Origin of the sequence: Streptomyces sp. NBC_01454 (assembly GCF_036227565.1) — a bacterium.
Taxonomy (GTDB): domain Bacteria; phylum Actinomycetota; class Actinomycetes; order Streptomycetales; family Streptomycetaceae; genus Streptomyces.
Map to the genome: position 1 here is coordinate 910,131 of NZ_CP109460.1, position 18,223 is coordinate 928,353.

The window sequence follows — 18,223 nt, forward strand, 5'->3', positions numbered from 1 at the left end:
CCCGCTGGCACCCCGAGGCGGCTACCCGACAGCGACGGGTAGCCGCTTGAGCGCGTGCGACCGGAACGACGCACGCCACTCCAGCTGTTCGTCCGGTACGGCGAGCCGCAGCCGCGGGAACCTGTCGAGGAGGGTGGTCAGGGCGGTGCGGATTTCCAGCCGGGCCAGGGCGGCGCCCAGGCAGTAGTGGACGCCGTGGCCGAGGGCGAGATGTGCCTTGTCGGCGCGGTGGAGGTCGAAGCGGTCCGGTTCGGGGTAGCGGGCCGGGTCGCGGTGGGCGGACGCGAGGCCGAGCAGCACGGTGTCACCGGTCGGAATCCGTACGCCACCGATGTCGACGGGCTCGGTGGGAAAGCGCCGGATGGCCATCTGGTTGGGATGGGCGAAGCGGAACAGTTCCTCGACGGCCTCGGGCATCAGCGCGGGCCGCGCGCGCAGGGTGCGCAGCTGGTCGGGGTGGCGGAGCAGGGTGAGCAGTCCGCCGCTGATCAGGTGCTGGGTGTTCTCGCTGCCCGCCATGAGGATGAGGAAGGCCAGCGAGACCAGTTCGTCCTCGCTGAGCCGGGCACCGTCGTCCCGGGTGGCGATCAGGGAGGACAGCAGGTCGTCCGCGGGACGGGCGCGGCGGGAGGCGATGAGGTCCACGAGGTAGCGGTGGATGTGCCCGATCGCTTCGGCGGTGTGCCCCGGGTACTCGGGGGCGAACATGGCACCGACCCAGCCGGAGAACGTCCGGCTGTCCGCCTCGGGCACGGCCAGCAGGTCGCCGATGATGACCAGGGGCAGGGGGTTGGCGAACGCCGTGACCAGGTCGGCCTGCCCCGACTCGGCCAGCCGGTCGGCGAGCTGACCGGCCACGGCGGCCACCCGCTCGCGGAGTTGCTCGACGTGCCGTGGCGTGAAGCCCTTGGAGACCAGCCGGCGCAGCCGCAGATGATCGGCCGGGTCGATGTTGAGGAGGTTGGCGTCCAGCGCGGGCGGCAGGGAGAAGCCCTGGTAACCGTTCGTGGAGTGTGCCTTGTTCACCGACAGCCGTGCGTCGGTGAGCCCGGCCCGGACGTCGCGCTCCCGGGTGACGAGCCAGACGGGGGAGCCGTCGGGCAGCGCGATCCTGTGCACCGGCCCTGCGCCGCGCAGCCGGGCGTAGGTGGGGTAGGGGTCCTGGAAGAACTCCTGGTCGAAGGGCCGGCTGAGGGACGGGGCCGGGGTCTGCTGTGTCATGTGCGTTCCTGGGTTGCCGGGTCGGCGGCGGAGTGCGCGGCCGCGGCCCGCACGATCGGGGACGTGGTGAAGGCGCGCGCCAGTTGGCGCTGGAAGGCGAGTTCGGCGGCGAGGTCCTGGGGCTCCGCCACGCGGGGCGTCTGCGCGTGGACGGCGGGCCGTCGTTGTGCGGCCAGCGCCTCCAGGGCGGCCCTGAGCTGTGCCGCCTCGACGGTGGCCGCCAGGTCGGTGCCGGCCAGGCCGGCCGCCCGGGCGTGTTCTTCGGCGGCGCCGGCCACCGCGGCCGGGGTCCAGACGCGCAGCGCCCACTGGGCGTCACGGATCTCCACGAGTCTGCGGTAGAGCCGGGTGCGCAGATCCGTGTCGGGTTCGAGGTGCAGCACCGGTTCGGGGATCCGGGAGGTGACCTCGCGGTGCAGCGGGCCCAGCTCCCGAAAGGCGCGGTAGTCGGTGAACCGCCGCCACAGCGCGGTGAGATGGCGGCCCCAGTCGGGGAGGATCCAGCCCAGCGTCTTGCTGAGGGTCGCGATGGTGACGGCGACCTGCGCCACGGGCTCCCAGGCCTGCCCGCTGACGCCGAACTGGGCGGCGACGATGTCGGCGGCCCGGCAGCCGGTGTAGAGGAGGGCGAAGGGCAGTGTGGCGGCGATGAGGTACAGCCCGCGGCGCATCCAGGGGTGCGGGGCGATCCTGGCGTAGCGCCAGCCGAGGACGCCCACATCGACCTGGTTCGCGGCGTAGGCGAGCAGATAGAGGGTGAGGTAGGCCGGGTAGTACGTGGCGCTGTCGATGGCGAAGTCGTCGGGCTTCTCGCCGCGACTGGTGGCCACGGCGAACAGCGCCACCATGGCGACGAGTACGAGCCCGAGCCCGATCAGCCGTGGCCGTGCCTTGCGCCAGGCGAGGGGGGCTTCATGGGTGAGGTGGAGCAGCACGATCTGCTGGCACGCCGTCAGCAGGATGACGCAGCTCTGCGACAGCAGCCCGGAGAAGTTGACGATGCCGACGGCGCTGCTGGTGGCCGCCCAGACCGCGGGGGTGGAGACGGTATAGGTGACGAACAGGAAGAAGAAGTTGCCGAGCAGCGCGACCTGCGTCACGGATCGGTCCGTGCGCAGCACGCGCAGTTTGTACAGCAGCGCCAGGCCTGCGACGACGGCGCACAAGGGGTAGAGAACGCTATTCATGACTTCCTCGGAAGGCGGGATTGTCCAGCGCACCGAGCCGGGCGACCAGCTCCTGCATGGCGGGTGGGACGGGCCGGACCTGGTCGGCGGTCCAGCTGCCGATCCGGCGCCCGATCAGGGAGCCGATGTACTCGGCTTCGGTCTCCGCCCAGGACCGGGCGTGTTCACGTCCCAGGGTCCGGCGGATCAGTGTGGGGTCGAGCGAGGGCAGCAGCAGCCGGGATGCCTCGGGGGTGAGGACCGGGCTCGCCTCGTGGTCGCAGATGAGGTGGCCCAGCTCGTGCAGGATGACCTGCTGCTGGTGCACCGGTGCGAGCCGCTGCTCGTAGACGACGTACTCCGCGCTCGCCGTGGAGACCCAGAGGCCGTCGGGGCTGCCCAGCGGCAGCGGGCAGGGCAGGAGCTGGATGGGCCGCCCGGAGCGCCGGCTGAGGTGCGCGCACAGGTCGTCGACGGACAGCTCGGCGCGGGCGGGCAGCTCCAGCTCGTCGACCCGACGTTCGCACGCCTCGCGCAGCCGTATCGCCTGCGGATCCACGTGCTTGTGCCGCCAGCGCATCACCATCACTGCGGAGTACGGTCGTCGCCACCCTGCCCCGGAAGGTCCTCTAGGGTCGCCCGAGCGGCTTCGGCGGTGGTGACCAACCGGGTGATGAGATGGCTCAGTTCGGTCAGCGAGGAGGCGGGCTCGGCGGGGCCTGTCTGGCGCAGCGCCACGCTCTCCACGCGATGGGTGCGCAGCTTCCTGAGCAGCTCCAGCTCGGAGTTGACGTCGTGGAAGACCTGCTCGTCGAGGAAGTAGGCCACGCGGGAGATGCCCAGACTGTGGGCCACCTTGACGAGGGTCTCCACGGTCAGGTTGGTCCCGTCCGCGGATTCGGCCGCGGCCAGGGTGCGCTTCGAGACCCCGGCGATTTCCGCGAGCCGGGCCAGGGTGACGGGGCCTTCGGGGTGGTGCTGGCGAATGTGCCGGAGCCTGCGGGCGATGGCGGTCTTGGCGGCGTGCGCGGTCTCGTCCGGACCGGCGGACATCCCTGCCGCCCTGGCGAGTTCGTGACGGTCCACCCTTGTCCCTCCATGGCGTGTGCACTACAGGATCGCACGCGGCACGATGCCCCCGGTGCAGGGTACGCGGCGCCGCTGACCTGCGTACGGAGAGCGGAGACGCCCGGCCCCGGCCACGGCCGGCACCCCGGCGGAGTGCGGTGCGGCCGGAACGACGTGGTCCCTGGCCGGAACGAACGTGCCGGTCAGATGCCCGCGCTCGCGTCGTGGACGATGTGCAGCCCGGGGCAGATGTGCGGGGCCGGCGGCGGCCACGGCGAGGACAGCGCGGATTCCACCGCCCTCGACTCCCGGTCGGCCCGTTCGGCCTCGCTGCGGGCCGGGCCCAGGCGGCCCCGCCAGATCAGTTCTTCGGCGATGCCATAGGCCCAGGAGCCGAGCCAGCCGCTCTGCCGTGGGCAGTGCAGCGCCAGCGCCCCCCGCAACGCGTCATAGGCCCGCAGAAGTTGGCGGGACAGTTCGGCGTCGGGATGCTGGGCGTGCGGACGCTCGTGCGGTGGCGGAACCGGGCAGTCCTCCAGCAGGTGCGCCACCCGCCGGAGCAGCAACTCCGCACCGTCCTTGAGCGGCTGGGGCGCCGAGCCCTTCGGGCACGACACCTCCCAGAGCTCTTCGAGCGGGTCACCGTCCCGGGACAACGGCGGTGCGGGCGCCTCCCCGCACGGGGATTCGTCCGCCGCGGCCGGGAAGGGCGCACCGCCCTCGGGGCGGCCACCGCAGTGCTGCGCACACTCCGGGACAGGGCCCGTCACGGGAGAGTGCCGCAGGAGGTGTTCGTGGTGCAGTTGGGACCACAGATCACGCGGGGCGGCCGGTCCGGTGAGCAGGCGCCAGACGGGGCCGATGTTCCAGCTGTAGCCGGTGACGCGTTCTATGTGCCCGGAGCCGCGCGTGGCGAATACGGCCAGCCGCCCGGTGGAATTGTCCTGCACCTGCGTGTAGAGGCTCTCCCCGAGCTGCCAGGCCGCGCCGATACCGAACGGCGCCTCCTGAGCGGCCGTTGCGCCTTTGTGCGCGGCGACGGGAAGAAGCGTGTGCAATGCCGTGTCGCCCGCCGGATTTTCGCGGTCGACGTCGACGTCCACAAGGAAGGGAATGCGTCCTCGGCGGCTGCCGGAGAGAGAACTGCTGCGCTCAGCCGCCATGCGGGTCTCCCGTCGCGGTTCGGCAGGCGGCAACAGCCGTGTCCGGCTGGGCCGCAGAAGCTATGACGGTCACTGGTCGTCCCCCTTTGGCCATCTTTCGAAGGCTCCGCTTCGAGACGATAGACACAAGCGCACCGTGGTGCAACTAACTGCCGGTGTCATGCAATAAATTGCACCACCGCCTGTGGTAGCGGGCCCCACGAGGCCGGGCGCGGCGCCACTTCTGAGGTGCCCATGCCCGCCCCGGCCCATCCCTCTCGCCGCCCCGCGCCGGTCCGCGCACGGACGCGGCGCCTACGCCGGTTCGGGTGCCTGGGTGCCGGCACGGGCCCGGCGGCGGACCCGGTCGAGCAGGCCGGCGGGGTCCGGTTCGGCCTGGAGGGCGCGGAGCAGCAGCAGCCACAGGTCGTGCAGATGGGCCTCGATGTGCCGGCGCCCCTCCAGCGCGTCGGAGACGGTGTGCAGCCCGAAGAAGGCGCAGACGACGCTGTGGGCGGTCGCGGCGGGCGACACCCCGGCGGCGAGTTCGCCGTTGTCGCCGGCCTCTTCGAGGAGCTGGGTGACCGCGTCGATCCAGCCCAGGAACGGGGCGGGTAGCTCGGTCTCGATGGCCTTGCGTTCGGCCCAGAGACGGGATCCGGCCCGTACGACGATGTCGTCACGGAACGACCGGGCCACGTCGAAGCTCAGACCGACGAGCTTCTCCAGGGCGGGCAGGCCGGGCTTCCGGTTGCGGGTGATCAATTGCGGCCAGGTGGCGAAATGCTCCTCGACGATGGCGAGGGCGAGTTTCTCCTTGCTGGCGAAATGAAAATAGATGGCACCGCTGGTGCGGCCGGAATGTGCGCTGATATCGCTGATGCTGGTGCCGGCGTAACCCCGCTCGTCGAACAGGGCCGCCGCCGCCTCCAGAAGGAACCTGCGTGTCGTCTTCGCCCGGATCTGCACGTACACCTCAGACGTCGTTCTCGTGCCGGCGGCCCGCAATCTATCGCGCTGCGCCACCCGGAATGAACAGGTGCGGATGTTCGAATTTCGATATTCCCTGGTCGTATGAGTTCCTCAACTGCTGGCACTGCCGGAAAGAGTGAGCCGCTCAGCCGGTCCCGCACCGTCGCGCGGGAACTGGTGCACCGGACTTCCGTGGCGGAGGTCCTCCTCACGGATGTACGGCGGACGGACACCCCCGACCTCTTCGCCGCGGCCGCGTCGTGGCCGCGCGCCCATGCGACGTTCCCCCGCGACGGGTCACAGCGGCACAGCCCGTTGATCCTGGTGGAAACGCTGCGTCAGCTCGGTCTGTACATCCCCCTGCGGTTCTACGCCGTTCCCGCGGCGTGCCACGCGGTCATCACCGACCTGTACTTCCGCCTCGCGCCCGGCAGTGCGCCGCCGGCTCACTCCGGCGCGACCGAGGTCACCTGTCACGCGCGGGTGAGCGCCGTACGGCGCTCCACGCACCACGGCGTGTGCGCACTGCGCCTGGACGCCGTCTTCACCGTCTGTGGACTGCCCTTCGGGCAGGGGGGCGGCGGTGTGCGGTTCCTGAGCGAGGCGCAGTACCGGGCGCTGCGCGGCAGGACCGCCCAGGTCGCGGTGGCCGTCCCGTCCCCGGACGGGGCTCACCGGCCGCCGGCCGCGGTACTGGCCGTGAACCACCCGCAGGACGCGGTGCTTGCCGTCGCCGGGGACGGGCTGCTCCTCGCGCCGGCCGACCCGCTGCACCCGTTCCTCTTCGACCACCCGACCGATCATGTGCCGGGCATGGCGCTCCTGGAGGCCGCACGGCAGGCCGCCTCGTACAGCAGCGGGGGCACCCTGCGCCGGCCGCGCGCCGGCCGCATGAAGGCCGTCCGGTTCACCGAACTCGCCCCGCCCGCCCGGGTGCTGTGCACGCAGTACGACTCGCTCTGCGTCTTCCGCGTCACCCAGGGCGGCACACGGACGGCCTACGGGACCCTCAGTTACCAATAGAACATAAAATATGGACAATTAGGAGCCTATTGACCGCAGCGAGTTGCCGTCCGTAACGTAATGATCGTTATTTTCCGATGCAGAGCGCACCAGGTTCCCCCTTTCGCGGTGGCTGCCCTCTGCCGGAAACCCCCAGCCCGGTGCCCGGCGGCCGTCATCCGACGCTGCCTCGCCCCGCACGCGACCGGTCATTTCGCCGCCCCGGGCCCTGTCGGAACGGAAACCCGGATGACCGCACATCGCCTTTTCTCCTGGACACCCGCCGCCGTCGTCTTCGACTGCGACGGCACCCTCATGGACACCGAACGCCACTGGCAGGACGCCCGCGACATGGTGCTGCGCGAATACGGCTGCACCCCCTCGGCCGAATTCTCCGAACAGGCCCGCGGACTGCATTACACCGAATGCGGGCGCCTGATGGCCGAGGCGGCCGACCGCCCGGACCTGACCAAGACCATGACGGACACCCTGCTCGACCGCTTCCGTGACCTCGTGGCCGCCAACCCCACCACCATGCCCGGCGCACCGGAACTGGTGCATTCGGCCGTGCAGTTCGCCCCGCTGGCGGTGGCCAGCAACTGCCCGCTGGAAGTCGTCGAGTCCTGCCTGGACATGGCCGGACTCCGGGAGTGCTTCCGCCACATCGTGGTGCCCGACGCCGCCATCAGGCCCAAGCCGCATCCCGATGTGTACGTCACCGCCGCCCGGCTCTGCGGAGTCGATCCGGGGGACGCGCTGGCCGTCGAGGACTCCCACTGCGGCGTGCAGGCCGCGGCGGCCGCCGGCATGCGGGTGCTCGGGGTGGGCGCCCAGCCCGGCGAGAAGGAGCAGGCGCTGGCCGATTGGTGGGTCGACTCACTGGAGGAGCCGACGGTGCAGGGGTGGGCGGACGCCCGCATTCCGGCCCAGGACACCGGGCCCGCCGCCCCTGGGACCGCCGTCTCCTGAGTCACACCCGTCGGGTCAGGACACCCGCCCGTCCGGGGCGCGCATGAGGGCTTCGGTACCCGTCATATAGGCCTCGACGGCCCGGCGGGCGGCGTCCTCGTCGCCCGCGGCCACCGCCTCCGCCACCGGGTGGAGGCGGTCCGCCGCGGCAGCGGCGTCCTGGAACGGCCGGGCGAGCGCCTGGCGCACCGGGAGGTAGCCGCCGAGCAGGGTGTTGGTCATGAGCAGATAGACGCGGTTGCCGGTGGCGCGGGCCAGGGTGCGGTGGAACTCCGCGTCGGCGAGCTGCACCTGGTCACCGTCGCTGCCGGCCCGTACGGCGGCGACCTGCTGCCGCAGCGCCGCGACGTCCCGCGCGGTGGCCCGGCGCGCGGCCAACCCCCCGATCAGGGTGCCCACTTGGCGCCGTACCTCGAAGATCTCCCCCAGCCAGGCGCCGTCCCGCCGCACCAGGGACGGCAGCAGCTCTGCCGTCCCCAGCCGCCAGAAGTCCCGGACCCGCGTGCCCACCCCGTGCCGGGTCTCGACCAGGCCCGCCTGCATCAGCCGGACGAACGCGTGCTTGAGCGTGGTGCGGTTGACCCCGTAGGAGGCGGCCAGCTCGCGCTCGGGCGGCAGCAAGGCACCCACCGGGTGCCGGCCGTCGATGATCGCGTCCCGCAGCCGGCGCTCCAGGGCGTCGACCGTCGTGTCACGAGTGATCGGATCGTCCATCGGTGCCACCACCGCTCCCCCACCCCCACGCCGCCCGGGCGGCCGTCCGACGTTGTCGTGCGCGCCCCACCGTACAAGGGCGCCCGGCCGGCCCGGGTCTCAGCCACCCTCCGTCCGGCAGGCGGCCTCCGACACGGCCAGGGCCCACGCCATGATGGTGAGCTGCGGATTGACCTCGGGGCAGCTGGGCAGCGCGGAGCCGTCCGCGATCAGCACGCCCCGCACACCGCGCAGCCGGCCGAGGGGATCCGCGGGTGCCCGCCGGGCGTCGGCCCCCAGGGCTACGGTGCCGGTCGGGTGGAAGGCCGACAGATGGAGTTGCCGCGGGGTGACCGGTTCCAGGACGGCGTCCAGCTCGCGGGTGGTGCGGACGGCCGGGGCGCCCGGCACCCCCGTGAACACCTCCTCGGCGCCGGCCGCCAGCAGCAGCTCGCCCATGGCCCGTACGGCATGCAGCAGCCGCCGGCCGTCGCGCGGATCGAGGCGGTACCAGGAGACCGCCCGCTCCCGGCCCGTCACCCGCCCGCCGGGCCGGTCGGCGATCATGGCGCCGAGGGTGGCGAGATGGCCGGCGCCCTCGAGGCCGGAGCGCAGCGCCCGGCCCGCACCGGGCAGCACGAAGGAACTCAGTCCCGGCGGCGGGGCGGTGGCCTCCAACAGGATGCCCCGGTCGTGCAGTTCCTCCACGCCGGCGCTCTGCAGCACCGACGGTGTCCCGGCGACCGGCTCGGCGAAGCGGCCCGCCACGCTGGTGGCCGGGTGGACCGCGAGATTGCGGCCGGTCATCGGATGGCCGCCGAGGCCCGACCGGCGCAGCAGCAGCGGTGACTGGAGCGCACCGGCGGCCACGACCACCAACGGGGCGAGGATCTCGAAGGTGGAGCCGTCCGGCCGCCGGGCGGCGACCCCGGCCACCCGGGGGCCGCCCGGGCGGTCCCGCTCGACGAGCAGACGATCCGCCCGGGCCGAGGTGACGATGCGGGCGCCGTGCGCGCAGGCGTCGGGCAGCACCGACAGCTGCACGCTCTGCTTGGCCCCCGTCGGGCACCCCACGACACACTCGCAAGAGCCCTGGCACCCGGGGGCGTTGCGGCGCAGGGCATCCGCCCGCCAGCCCAGCCGCTCGGCGCCGAGCAGGGCGAGACGGCCGTTGGTCCCCAGCACCTCGGCCGGCTGCCGGGCCACGGACAGGGTGCGCTCGACCTCGTCCAGCTGCCGTCCGAACTCCGTGGCGTCGGCGAGCGGCAGACCGAAGTCGTGCCGCCAGCGCGCCAGCACCCGGTCCGGAGTGCGGTAGCAGGTCCCGGAGTTGACGAGCGTGGTGCCGCCCACCGCCCGTCCGGTCGGCAGGAGCACGCCGGGCGCGCCCAGCATGACGCTCGCGCCGCCGTCACGGTAGAGCGCGCCGAACCGGTCGAGCGGAGTACGCCGGGCGAACTCGGCGGTGGGGTGATGACGCCCCTCCTCCAGCACCCGCGCCCGCAGTCCGGCCCGGGCCAGGGTGCGGGCGGCGACGGCGCCACCGGCACCGGAGCCGACGACGACGGCGTCGGCACTGTGCCGGTCGGGCCACTCCGCCGAGGGCGTGCAGTCCAGCGGCGGGTCCGCGGGCGCCACCGGGCGGGCCGCCGGGGTGGTACGGCGCGCGTGGTACTCCGTACCGGCCGCGAGCAGCACCGGGATCTTGACCAGGTCCATGAGGTGCGCCGTGCCCGGCCGGCTCACCAGCCCGGTGACGGTGCGCTCCCGCTCCTCGGGGGTGAGGCGGGCGAGCGGGCGGCCGTGCCGGGCCCGGGCGCAGACATCGACGGCCCGCGCCGCCGCGGCCATCGCGGCACGGGTGGCACCCGGCATGGCGGCGAGGGCCGCGTCGAGGCGGCCGGCCACCGCGCGGACCGTCGCCGGATCGTCCTCGGCCAGCAGCGCGGCCAACAGCCCCTCGGTCGCGGTGTTCATCGCTCCCCCACCTCCGCGTGCGCGGTGCCGCGCAGGGTCCAGGCGGCCTCCGGGCGCCAGCCGCCCCACCACCGCTCCAGGACGACCCGGGCATCGGCGGTGACGCTGTTGCGGCACACCGCACGACTGCCGTCCGGATCGGTGTACTCCAGCGCCAGGGTGCGCTCATCGGGCTGGTGCACCGTGACCCGGATCCGGCGCGGGCCGGCCCGTCCGGTGACGGTCCACGAGGGCAGTCCCACCTCCGCGCGGAAGCGGCCGAGCCCGAACCAGCCGGCCGCGGTGCGGGTGCCGCGCCGGGGCCAGTCGCGGCCCGCCCGGCGCAGCCGCAGGAACACCAGTGGGGGCAGCCGGTCCAGCCCCGGGCGGCGGGCCACCGCGGCCACCACCTCCAGGACGTCACCGCCGCCGAGGTCGGCGTGCAGCCAGGCCCAGCGCCGGGCGTTGCCGTGGCCGTAGATCCGTCCGGTGGCACCGGGCGCCCCGGCCAGGGTGAGGTCGGTGCCGGGGCCGCGGACCGTCCCGGTGTAGCGGGCCCGGCCGCCCGGGACGATCTGCGCGGCCGGCAGCAGGGGGCGGCGCCATGCCCAGGCCGGGAAGGTGTGCAGCGTGGCGCCCTCTTGATGCTCCGTCAGGTCCCAGGCGTAGGGGCCGCAGCTCCCGCGCAGCCGGCCGGGTCCGGCCACGGCGGCCGTGGCCCGGAACCCGGTGGCATCGGGCGTGACCGGTTCGGGCCCGAAGCGGGCGTGGGCGACCGGGCCGCCGGGCGGGCACACGGCCACCCAGCCGTGCGCGTAGGCGCCACCGCCGTCCTCGGGGGCGGTGATCTCGTGGTGCAGCCAGAGCCCGGTGCCGGTCGCGGGCTCGGTGATCGTGGTGTACCAGACCTCCGTCCGGCCGGGCCGGCCGTTCCACCGTGGCGCCAGCTGCGCCGGCCCGGGATCCACGGCCGGGGACCGGAAGCTCGCGAGGAACGGCAGCAGGGCGCCGGCGAGCGAGAAGCGCACGGTGCCGCGCCCGGCCTCCCGCCGCGCGTCGTCGTGGACGGTGAAGGGCAGGACGGTCAGGGAGGCCAGCGGGTGACGCGGCGAGAGGGACTTCCAGCCGTCCAGCCGGTAGGTGCGCCCGGCCCTACGGAAAGAGAGGCGGTAGCGGATACGCCGCCGGGCGAGCGGCGAGATCTCCATCTCGCCCTCCACCGAGGTGTCCCCCTCCCAGCCGCGCACCCGCAGCCGGCCGCGGGCGTGTGCGCGGGTGGTACGCCACGGCAGCAGGACGGTGTCGGTGCGGACCTCCAGATCCAGGCGGACCGGCCGGGCCTCCCGCTCCCCGGTCAGCCGCACGGTGCCGGTCATGGTCTCGGTGAAGCGTGTGCGGCGCTTCGTCATCGGGCGCCTTCCTGCATGCGGGTGCGCTGCATCCGACAGCTCCTCACCGACGTGGGTCGATCACAGTGGCTCAGTGGATGAGCCACTCAACCAATCGATTCCCGGGACGTCAAGAGGCGTGACAGGGAGCGGAGTTGGCGCCGGCGGCGAGGAGGGCGGTTCCCGGGGCGCCGCTCGCACCGGGGTGCGCGGCAGCGGTCCGAGGGTGGCCGACCCGGCCCGGCCCGCTCCCCCCGTCGCTCTCAGGAAGGCCCGGCCCGACCTGGGCGGAAGCCCCGACCGCGCAGGTCAGCGGTTGCCCTTGCGACGAGGTCGGATCACAGTGAGAGAGGAGACCTGTACGAGATCGGAGAGCAATCATGATCATTCTCGGAGTCATCTTGCTCATCATCGGTTTCGTGACCGGCATCGGGATCCTGTGGACGATCGGGATCGTACTGGCCGTCCTCGGCGCGATCTGCTGGATCCTCGGCTCGCTGGGGCACGCAGTCTTCGGGCGACGGCACTACTGGTAGCCCCGCCCGCACCGGCCGACGCGTCCCGTACTCAAGGAAGAGCTTTCCGGTATGGACGAACAGACGCAGGATCCTGGTCCCCGCAACCGCCCCGGCCCCGTCGGCGGGGTGCCGCCCGGCGAAACCCCCGCGGGTGAGGGCAGCACGGGCGCCGAGACCGGCCCTCGTGACCAGCAGACACGCGGATGGGCCAAGGGCCCGGTGATCATCCTTGGCATCATCGTCGTGCTCTGCGCGGCCTTCTTCATCGCCTACGCGGTGATCGTGACGGTGTAGCGGATAGCGGATAGCGGATATACGCCACAGGTAGCGGATTACGCCACGGCTCGGCCGCGGACATACGACACGGCTCGGCCCGGGGCCCCTCCGTTTCGTGAGGGCGCCCCGGGCCGAGCGGGCTCACCTCACTCGGGCTCCTGCGGATCGACACCGGTGTGCGCCTCCGCGTCCCTGCCCCCGCTCGGCCGGCGCGAGCGGCCCTTGGGGCCCATGTCGCGCATGCCCTTCTCGTCTGTCTTGGCGGCTCGGCGCTCGCCACTCTCCGTCTCGCTCTTCACCTCGCTGGCCGGCGGCACCTTCTCCTGCCCGGTGCCCTCCTTGCTGCGGTCCCTTTCGGGTGCGTAGCGCTCGGGGTGGAAGGAGCGGTGGGCGCTCTTGTTCTCCTGCTGTTCGGTCTGGTCGACGTCGGGCGACCACCCGTGCTGTTCGGTCCCCTTGTGCGCACTGGGACCCTCGCCCATCTTGGGGTGCGAAGACTTCCGCTTGTCAGACACATCGGCTCCTCGTGTTGGCGTCACCCACGGGCGGCGCTGACTGCCCCGTGCAGCGTGCGGCAGTCCGGATCTCCCGCCTGCGGACCCCGGCCGCGGCACCATGTCCATGCCAGCTCGGCCCCTGTGCTGGCGGGTCCGCTACCTTCAGGCTGCGTGCCTGCCGAGGCATCCGCATCTCCGCCCGGCGGCACGGGGCGCCCGCGTCCCGCCGGCGGCTCGATTCACAAAGACCGCGCACCCGAAGCAGCGGAGCGACTACGGAGTGTAGCTGGACGCACGCGGATCACTGCCTGCCAAGGGGCTACGCCTCGCCCGCGGTGCTCCGCGGACCCGGCCGGCCGTCACCCGGCCGTCGGCGACCAGCGGACCGGAAGGCGCCGCGGGCCCCGGAGCAACGCACCCAACCGCCAGCGCAGATCGGCCGGATGCGCGTCCAATTCCAGCGCCGGGCAGCGCTCCAGGAGCGTGCGCACCGCGATCCGCGCCTCCATGCGTGCCAGCGGGGCGCCGAGACAGAAGTGGATGCCATGGCCGAAGGCCACATGGCCGCGGGCGTCGCGGGTGATGTCGAAGCGCCCGGGGTCACCGAACCGGACGGGGTCCCGTCCCGCGTCCGCGATCACGGGGAGCACGACCTCGCCGCCGCCGGGGATCACCGTGCCCGCGATCTCGGTCGCCGCGGTGGTGAAGCGGAAGGTGGAGGTCTCGATCGGTCCCTCGTAGCGCAGCATCTCTTCGACCGCGTTGTCGATGAGGGACAGATCGGCGCGCAGCGCGGCGAGTTGCGCCGGGTGGGTGAGCAGCGCGAGGACGCCGTTGGAGATGAGATTGGCGGTGGTCTCATAGCCCGCGATCAGCAACAGCTGGGCCATTCCCAGGAGTTCCTGCGCGCTGAGCCGGTCACCGTCCTCATCGCTCACCGCGATCAGATCGCTCAGCAGGTCGTCGCCGGGGCAGGCACGCATCGTCTTCATCAGACCGTCGAGATAGTCGGTCATGGCCACCAGCGCTTCCCCGGCCTCCGGCGTCGCGGCGCCGACGAGCAGGACGTCGGTCCAGGCGCGGAAGGCCTCCCGGTCCAGGAACGGCACACCCAACAGCTCGCAGATGACGGTGATCGGCAGCGGGAAGGCGAGCGCGTCGACGAGGTCGGCGCGGCCGTCGGGGGCGGCGAGCATCGCCTCCAGCAGCCCGTCGGTCAGCTCTTGGACGCGCGGCGCGAGGGACGCCATCCGGCGCGCCGTGAAGGCGCGGGCGACCAGGCCGCGCAGCCGGGTGTGGTGCGGCGCGTTGGAGCGCAGCATCGTCACGCCCAGGGTCACCGGCTGCATCGGCTGCGTGGACGTGGCGTGCCGCCACTCCTTAGACAGCCGCGGGTCGCTGAGCGCCGCGCGCACCTCGTCGTACCCGACGACCAGCCAGACGACCGGGCCCTCCGGGAGACGTACCCGGTGGACCGGCCTCTGCGCGCGCAGCGCCGCGTACACCTCGTACGGATCGCGGACGAAGTCCTCCCCCATCGCTGCCAGATCGAGTGTCTCCACCGGTTGCGTTGCCATCCGGCCTCCTCCCCGTCGTGCCCTTGTCCCGGTACGGCCGGCCACGTACGGGGCATCCCTCCCCGGCGCCGGGGCCACTAACCACCCCCGGCCGAACAGCCGGTCCTCGACAGCGGTGGCCGGGGGCGGCGTCCGCCCCGTCAGCCGAGCAGATAGACGAACACCCCGGGTGCGGTGGCGCTGCCGCCCGTGGTGGTGACCGCGAGGGAGACGGCGCCCAGGGAGTGGGTGGGAGCGATGGCCGCGACCCGGGTGCTGGACAGCACGGCGAACACGGCGGGAACGCCCCCGAAGGTCACGCCGGTGGTCGTCAACAGCCCCGTTCCGGTGATGTCGACGAGCGTGCCGCCCGCCGGGAGGCCGGTGAGCGGGCTGAAGCCCGTGACGGTCGGTGCGCCCACGACGAGGAAGGACACGGACGCGGTGGCGGTGCCGCCGCGCGCGGTGACGACCAGCGACACCACGCCCGCCGCGTGGGCCGGGCTCACGACGGTGAGTTCGCTGTCGGACAGCACCGTCGGCGTCACGACCGTCGCGCCGAACGCCACGGACGTGGTGGTGGCGAGCCCGCGCCCGGTGACGGTGATGGTGGCGCCGCCCGCCACGGGTCCGGACGACGGTGACACGTCGACGATGACGGGCGGGGGGATGTAGTAGAAGGGCACCGGGTTGCTGGTGCCCCCGGGCGTGCTGACCCTGGTGTCGACCACGCCGGCTCCCGAGGGGGCCAGTACCGACACGGAGGTGTCCGTATTGGCCGTGATGGTGGCGGACTTGGTGCCGAAGCGCACCGTGGTGGCATCGGCGAGATGGGTGCCGGTCAGGATCACGACGGAACCGCCGCCGGTGGAGCCCTGGTTCGGATTGATCGGCATGTCCTCGCCACCTGTCCCCCGGCAACGCCCGTGCTCTGCCTGTCACTCACCAGTTAGGCAGGATCGTGAGAACGGGGCGAGGTCACGTTCCCCTTCTTCACCCGTTTGGCGCAGCTCGGAAGCGGGGCCGAACGGGCCCCGGTGGCATCCGACACGGCGGCGAAGGCGCCGGGTCCGGGCCGGGGAAACCACCACCGGTATGACTTGCCACCCTCCGGGGTGAGCGCCCTCGCGTTACCCGCGTGGCGGCCCGTGGAGCGGCGCTATCAACTCGTGGTGAGCGGGACGACCGCCGGCGCCCTGCCTGTCGCGGCCGTCGCACCGCTGAGGCGAACGGCGGAGCCGCCCGGCAGGTGCACCCACCGGACCGTCGAGGACAAGGAAGTCCCGTCATGCCCCATGAGCCCGAACTCCTCGTCCTCGACGCCCACGGCGCCGACCCGGACGCCGAAATCCGCGCGCTGCACTCCCGGGGGCCCGCGTCGCGCGTCGACATCCTCGGCGTGACCGCGTGGGCCGTCAGCGAACCCACCCTGCTGAGAAGGCTGCTGACCAGCCCGGACGTGTCCAAGGACGCGCGGCGGCACTGGCCGCGCTTCGCGGAGGTCGGCGGGACCTGGCCACTCGCCTTGTGGGTCTCGGTGAAGAACATGTTCACCGCCTACGGCAGCGAGCACCACAGGCTGCGCCGCCTGGTGGCGCCCGCCTTCGCCCCGCGCCGGGTGGCCGCGCTCGCCGGGACCATCGAGGCCATCGTCTGCGGCCTGCTCGACGACCTGGCGGCCACCGCGCCCGGCGAGCCGATCGACCTGCGGGAGCGCTTCGCCTACCCGCTGCCGATCCAGGTCATCAGCCATCTCATGGGGCTGCCCCCGGATCAGCGCGAGGGCTTCCGCAGCGTCGTCGACGGGGTGTTCGCCACCACGCTCACCTCCGAGGAGTCGGCCGCGAACACGGCGCGCCTGTACACCGTGCTCGACCGGCTCATCGCGGCCAAGCGGGCCGCTCCCGGTGAGGACATGACCTCCCTGCTCATCGCCGCGCGGGACGAGGACGGCGAGGAATCGGCGCTGTCCGACGAGGAGTTGCGCGACACGCTCCTGCTGATGGTCTCGGCGGGCTACGAGACCACCGTCAACCTGATCGACCAGGCCGTCACGGCACTGCTGACCCACCCCGACCAGCTCGCCCAGGTGCGAGCCGGGCGGGCCGGCTGGGCGGATGTCGTCGAGGAGACCCTGCGTCTGAAGCCGGCCATCAAGCACCTGCCCCTGCGCTTCGCGGTCCGTGACATTCCGCTGCCCGACGGCCAGGTCATCGCCGCGGGCGAGGCGATCCTCGCCTCGTACGCCGCGGCCAACCGCCATCCCGGCCGGCACGGCGACAGCACCGGCGTCTTCGACCTCACCCGCACCGCACCGGGACCGGAGCATCTGGCGTTCGGCCACGGTGCCCACTACTGCCTGGGGGCACCGCTGGCCCGCCTCGAGGCCGTCACCGCGCTGCGGGCCCTGTTCGCGCGCTTCCCTGATGCCGAACTGGCCGTTTCCGTCGCGGAGTTGGAGCTGGTGCCTTCACTGATCACCTATGGGCACAAGGACCTGCCCGTACGGCTGCGGCCCCTCGTCTGACGGGCCGCAGCCGCCTCCGGGATGTCCCGGCCGGGTGAGCGGACCGACCTCGTCCGCCCACCCGGGGGCTCTGGGCGCCGGCCCTTACGAGGCCGCCGCCGGTCCTCGTACGAGGGCGGCGCGGTCGCCGCTCACACGTAGGTGTAGCCGCCGGGGACGAGCGTGCTGCCGCCCGCGGTGGTGACCGCGACCGGCACGTTGCCGGCGGCCCCGGGCGGCGTGAAGCCCACGAGGGACGTCCCCGCGGCATTCACCGCGACCCCCGTAGCCGGCACCCCGTTGAACGTGACCGACGCCCCGTTCAGAGAACTCCCCGAGATCACGAACGCCGTACCACCCGCCGTACTCCCCGAGGTCGGAGTGATCGACGTCGCGACCGGCGGGGGCGGCGGGGTGTAGGTGTAGCCGCCGGGGACGGCGGTGGAGCCCGTCGGTGTGGTGACCACGACCGGTACGGTGCCGACGACTCCGGCCGGGGTGAAGCCCACCAGGGACGTCCCCGCGGCATTCACCGCGACCCCCGTCGCCGGCACCCCGTTGAACGTGACCGACGCCCCGTTCAGAGAACTCCCCGAGATCACGAACGCCGTACCACCCGTCGCGCTCCCCGAGGCAGGCGTGATCGATGTGGCCACCGGCGGGGGCGCGGTGTAGGTGAACCCGCCGGGGACGATGGCGCTCCCGGCCGGAGTGGTGACCACGACGGGCACATTGCCGGCCGGGCCGGGCGGGGTGATGCCGGTGAGCAGGGTGCCGGCCGGGTTGACGGACACTCCGGTGGCCGGCACCCCGTTGAAGGTGACCGTCGCGCCGGTGAGGCCGGTGCCGGTGATGGCGAACGCCGTGCCGCCGGTGGTGGGCCCGGTGTTGGGCACGAGAGCGGTGACGGTCGGGCCGGGCGGCGGGACGACCACATAGGTGTAATACACCGGGTTGGAGACGCCCCGGGGCGTGGTGGCGACGACCTGGACGACGCCCGCCGGGTGCGCCGGTGCGAGCACGGTGATCGAGCCGCCGTAGGGGTCGACGGCGACGATGGTGGCGGGGGTGCCGCCGAAGGTGACCAGGTTTGCGCCCTGCAGACCGGACCCGGTGAGCAAGACGGTGTTTCCTCCGGCGATCGGCCCCTGCTGGGGGGTGACGTCGAAGAGTCTGGGATATCTGGGCCAGTTTCCCCCGCCCCCGTCCCCGCCGGGCCAGGAATCCGTGGACTGCGCGAGTGCTGCCTGCTGTACGACTGCGGACATGGCATCTCCCTGGGCAGCCTCCGCC

Annotated in this window: 18 protein-coding genes; 5 read left to right on the forward strand and 13 right to left on the reverse strand. The window is 72.9% G+C overall.

The window, feature by feature from the left end:
- Positions 1–21: 21 nt before the first annotated feature.
- From OIU81_RS03890 to OIU81_RS03915, 6 genes are all read right to left on the reverse strand, one after another.
- Complete coding sequence (locus tag OIU81_RS03890) at positions 22–1,221, reverse strand: cytochrome P450 family protein (RefSeq protein WP_329143836.1); 1,200 nt, start codon at positions 1,219–1,221, stop codon at positions 22–24.
- Positions 1,218–2,408: an MAB_1171c family putative transporter gene (locus OIU81_RS03895; RefSeq protein ID WP_329143837.1), complete on the reverse strand. Its 1,191-nt coding sequence runs from the start codon at positions 2,406–2,408 to the stop codon at positions 1,218–1,220. The genes OIU81_RS03890 and OIU81_RS03895 overlap by 4 nt, the downstream gene beginning before the upstream one ends.
- Positions 2,401–2,973: an ImmA/IrrE family metallo-endopeptidase gene (locus OIU81_RS03900; RefSeq protein ID WP_329143839.1), complete on the reverse strand. Its 573-nt coding sequence runs from the start codon at positions 2,971–2,973 to the stop codon at positions 2,401–2,403. Before OIU81_RS03900 ends, OIU81_RS03895 begins: the two co-directional genes overlap by 8 nt.
- On the reverse strand, positions 2,973–3,473 hold the full coding sequence (locus tag OIU81_RS03905; RefSeq protein WP_329143841.1) for a helix-turn-helix domain-containing protein: 501 nt from the start codon (positions 3,471–3,473) through the stop codon (positions 2,973–2,975). Before OIU81_RS03905 ends, OIU81_RS03900 begins: the two co-directional genes overlap by 1 nt.
- A 185-nt stretch (positions 3,474–3,658) precedes the next feature.
- A complete protein-coding gene (locus tag OIU81_RS03910) occupies positions 3,659–4,618 on the reverse strand; it encodes a hypothetical protein (RefSeq protein ID WP_329143843.1) in 960 nt (319 codons plus the stop codon).
- 294 nt (positions 4,619–4,912) lie between these two features.
- The gene (locus OIU81_RS03915) at positions 4,913–5,572 is read right to left on the reverse strand and encodes a ScbR family autoregulator-binding transcription factor (protein ID WP_329143845.1); all 660 of its coding nucleotides are present in this window, start codon (positions 5,570–5,572) and stop codon (positions 4,913–4,915) included.
- A 99-nt stretch (positions 5,573–5,671) separates the two neighbouring features.
- Here OIU81_RS03915 and OIU81_RS03920 point away from each other — a divergent pair, with 99 nt between their 5' ends.
- Positions 5,672–6,592: a ScbA/BarX family gamma-butyrolactone biosynthesis protein gene (locus tag OIU81_RS03920; RefSeq protein WP_329143846.1), complete on the forward strand. Its 921-nt coding sequence runs from the start codon at positions 5,672–5,674 to the stop codon at positions 6,590–6,592.
- 228 nt (positions 6,593–6,820) lie between these two features.
- A complete protein-coding gene (locus OIU81_RS03925; protein ID WP_329143848.1) occupies positions 6,821–7,540 on the forward strand; it encodes an HAD family hydrolase in 720 nt (239 codons plus the stop codon).
- A gap of 15 nt (positions 7,541–7,555) precedes the next feature.
- On the opposite strand, the gene OIU81_RS03930 is transcribed toward OIU81_RS03925, so the two are convergent.
- The 3 genes from OIU81_RS03930 to OIU81_RS03940 all read right to left on the reverse strand — a co-directional run bounded on the left by OIU81_RS03930 (position 7,556) and on the right by OIU81_RS03940 (position 11,598).
- Positions 7,556–8,254, reverse strand: a complete 699-nt coding sequence (locus OIU81_RS03930) for a FadR/GntR family transcriptional regulator (protein ID WP_329143850.1) — start codon at positions 8,252–8,254, stop codon at positions 7,556–7,558.
- Between the two features lie 99 nt (positions 8,255–8,353).
- A complete protein-coding gene (locus OIU81_RS03935) occupies positions 8,354–10,210 on the reverse strand; it encodes a GMC family oxidoreductase (RefSeq protein WP_329143852.1) in 1,857 nt (618 codons plus the stop codon).
- Positions 10,207–11,598 (reverse strand): hypothetical protein, encoded by a 1,392-nt coding sequence (locus OIU81_RS03940; protein WP_329143854.1) that lies wholly within the window; start codon positions 11,596–11,598, stop codon positions 10,207–10,209. The genes OIU81_RS03935 and OIU81_RS03940 overlap by 4 nt, the downstream gene beginning before the upstream one ends.
- 359 nt (positions 11,599–11,957) lie before the next feature.
- Here OIU81_RS03940 and OIU81_RS03945 point away from each other — a divergent pair, with 359 nt between their 5' ends.
- Both OIU81_RS03945 and OIU81_RS03950 read left to right on the forward strand, forming a co-directional pair.
- The gene (locus OIU81_RS03945; RefSeq protein WP_329143856.1) at positions 11,958–12,113 is read left to right on the forward strand and encodes a hypothetical protein; all 156 of its coding nucleotides are present in this window, start codon (positions 11,958–11,960) and stop codon (positions 12,111–12,113) included.
- A 51-nt stretch (positions 12,114–12,164) separates the two neighbouring features.
- Positions 12,165–12,389 carry a DUF6480 family protein gene (locus OIU81_RS03950; RefSeq protein WP_329143858.1) on the forward strand — a complete coding sequence of 75 codons (225 nt, stop codon included), beginning with the start codon at positions 12,165–12,167 and terminating at the stop codon, positions 12,387–12,389.
- Between the two features lie 128 nt (positions 12,390–12,517).
- Here the strand turns inward: OIU81_RS03950 and OIU81_RS03955 are convergent, their stop codons facing one another.
- The 3 genes from OIU81_RS03955 to OIU81_RS03965 form a co-directional block, all read right to left on the reverse strand.
- The gene (locus tag OIU81_RS03955; protein WP_329143860.1) at positions 12,518–12,886 is read right to left on the reverse strand and encodes a hypothetical protein; all 369 of its coding nucleotides are present in this window, start codon (positions 12,884–12,886) and stop codon (positions 12,518–12,520) included.
- Positions 12,887–13,227: 341 nt separating this feature from the next.
- Positions 13,228–14,445, reverse strand: a complete 1,218-nt coding sequence (locus tag OIU81_RS03960; RefSeq protein ID WP_329143862.1) for a cytochrome P450 family protein — start codon at positions 14,443–14,445, stop codon at positions 13,228–13,230.
- A gap of 140 nt (positions 14,446–14,585) precedes the next feature.
- Positions 14,586–15,320, reverse strand: coding sequence for an IPT/TIG domain-containing protein (locus OIU81_RS03965; RefSeq protein ID WP_329143864.1), 735 nt, complete (start codon positions 15,318–15,320; stop codon positions 14,586–14,588).
- 392 nt (positions 15,321–15,712) lie between these two features.
- Between OIU81_RS03965 and OIU81_RS03970 the strand changes: the two genes are divergently transcribed.
- A complete protein-coding gene (locus OIU81_RS03970) occupies positions 15,713–16,951 on the forward strand; it encodes a cytochrome P450 family protein (protein ID WP_329143867.1) in 1,239 nt (412 codons plus the stop codon).
- A 131-nt stretch (positions 16,952–17,082) separates the two neighbouring features.
- On the opposite strand, the gene OIU81_RS03975 is transcribed toward OIU81_RS03970, so the two are convergent.
- Complete coding sequence (locus tag OIU81_RS03975) at positions 17,083–18,198, reverse strand: IPT/TIG domain-containing protein (protein ID WP_329143869.1); 1,116 nt, start codon at positions 18,196–18,198, stop codon at positions 17,083–17,085.
- Between the last annotated feature and the right edge of the window lie 25 nt (positions 18,199–18,223).

Coding starts and splice junctions, on each gene's coding strand:
- OIU81_RS03890 (WP_329143836.1), bottom strand. CDS start 1,221: ATGACACAGCAGACCCCGGCCCCGTCCCTCAGCCGGCCCTTCGACCAG.
- OIU81_RS03895 (WP_329143837.1), bottom strand. CDS start 2,408: ATGAATAGCGTTCTCTACCCCTTGTGCGCCGTCGTCGCAGGCCTGGCG.
- OIU81_RS03900 (WP_329143839.1), bottom strand. CDS start 2,973: ATGGTGATGCGCTGGCGGCACAAGCACGTGGATCCGCAGGCGATACGG.
- OIU81_RS03910 (WP_329143843.1), bottom strand. CDS start 4,618: ATGGCGGCTGAGCGCAGCAGTTCTCTCTCCGGCAGCCGCCGAGGACGC.
- OIU81_RS03920 (WP_329143846.1), top strand. CDS start 5,672: ATGAGTTCCTCAACTGCTGGCACTGCCGGAAAGAGTGAGCCGCTCAGC.
- OIU81_RS03925 (WP_329143848.1), top strand. CDS start 6,821: ATGACCGCACATCGCCTTTTCTCCTGGACACCCGCCGCCGTCGTCTTC.
- OIU81_RS03930 (WP_329143850.1), bottom strand. CDS start 8,254: ATGGACGATCCGATCACTCGTGACACGACGGTCGACGCCCTGGAGCGC.
- OIU81_RS03935 (WP_329143852.1), bottom strand. CDS start 10,210: ATGAACACCGCGACCGAGGGGCTGTTGGCCGCGCTGCTGGCCGAGGAC.
- OIU81_RS03940 (WP_329143854.1), bottom strand. CDS start 11,598: ATGACGAAGCGCCGCACACGCTTCACCGAGACCATGACCGGCACCGTG.
- OIU81_RS03945 (WP_329143856.1), top strand. CDS start 11,958: ATGATCATTCTCGGAGTCATCTTGCTCATCATCGGTTTCGTGACCGGC.
- OIU81_RS03950 (WP_329143858.1), top strand. CDS start 12,165: ATGGACGAACAGACGCAGGATCCTGGTCCCCGCAACCGCCCCGGCCCC.
- OIU81_RS03960 (WP_329143862.1), bottom strand. CDS start 14,445: ATGGCAACGCAACCGGTGGAGACACTCGATCTGGCAGCGATGGGGGAG.
- OIU81_RS03965 (WP_329143864.1), bottom strand. CDS start 15,320: ATGCCGATCAATCCGAACCAGGGCTCCACCGGCGGCGGTTCCGTCGTG.
- OIU81_RS03970 (WP_329143867.1), top strand. CDS start 15,713: ATGCCCCATGAGCCCGAACTCCTCGTCCTCGACGCCCACGGCGCCGAC.
- OIU81_RS03975 (WP_329143869.1), bottom strand. CDS start 18,198: ATGTCCGCAGTCGTACAGCAGGCAGCACTCGCGCAGTCCACGGATTCC.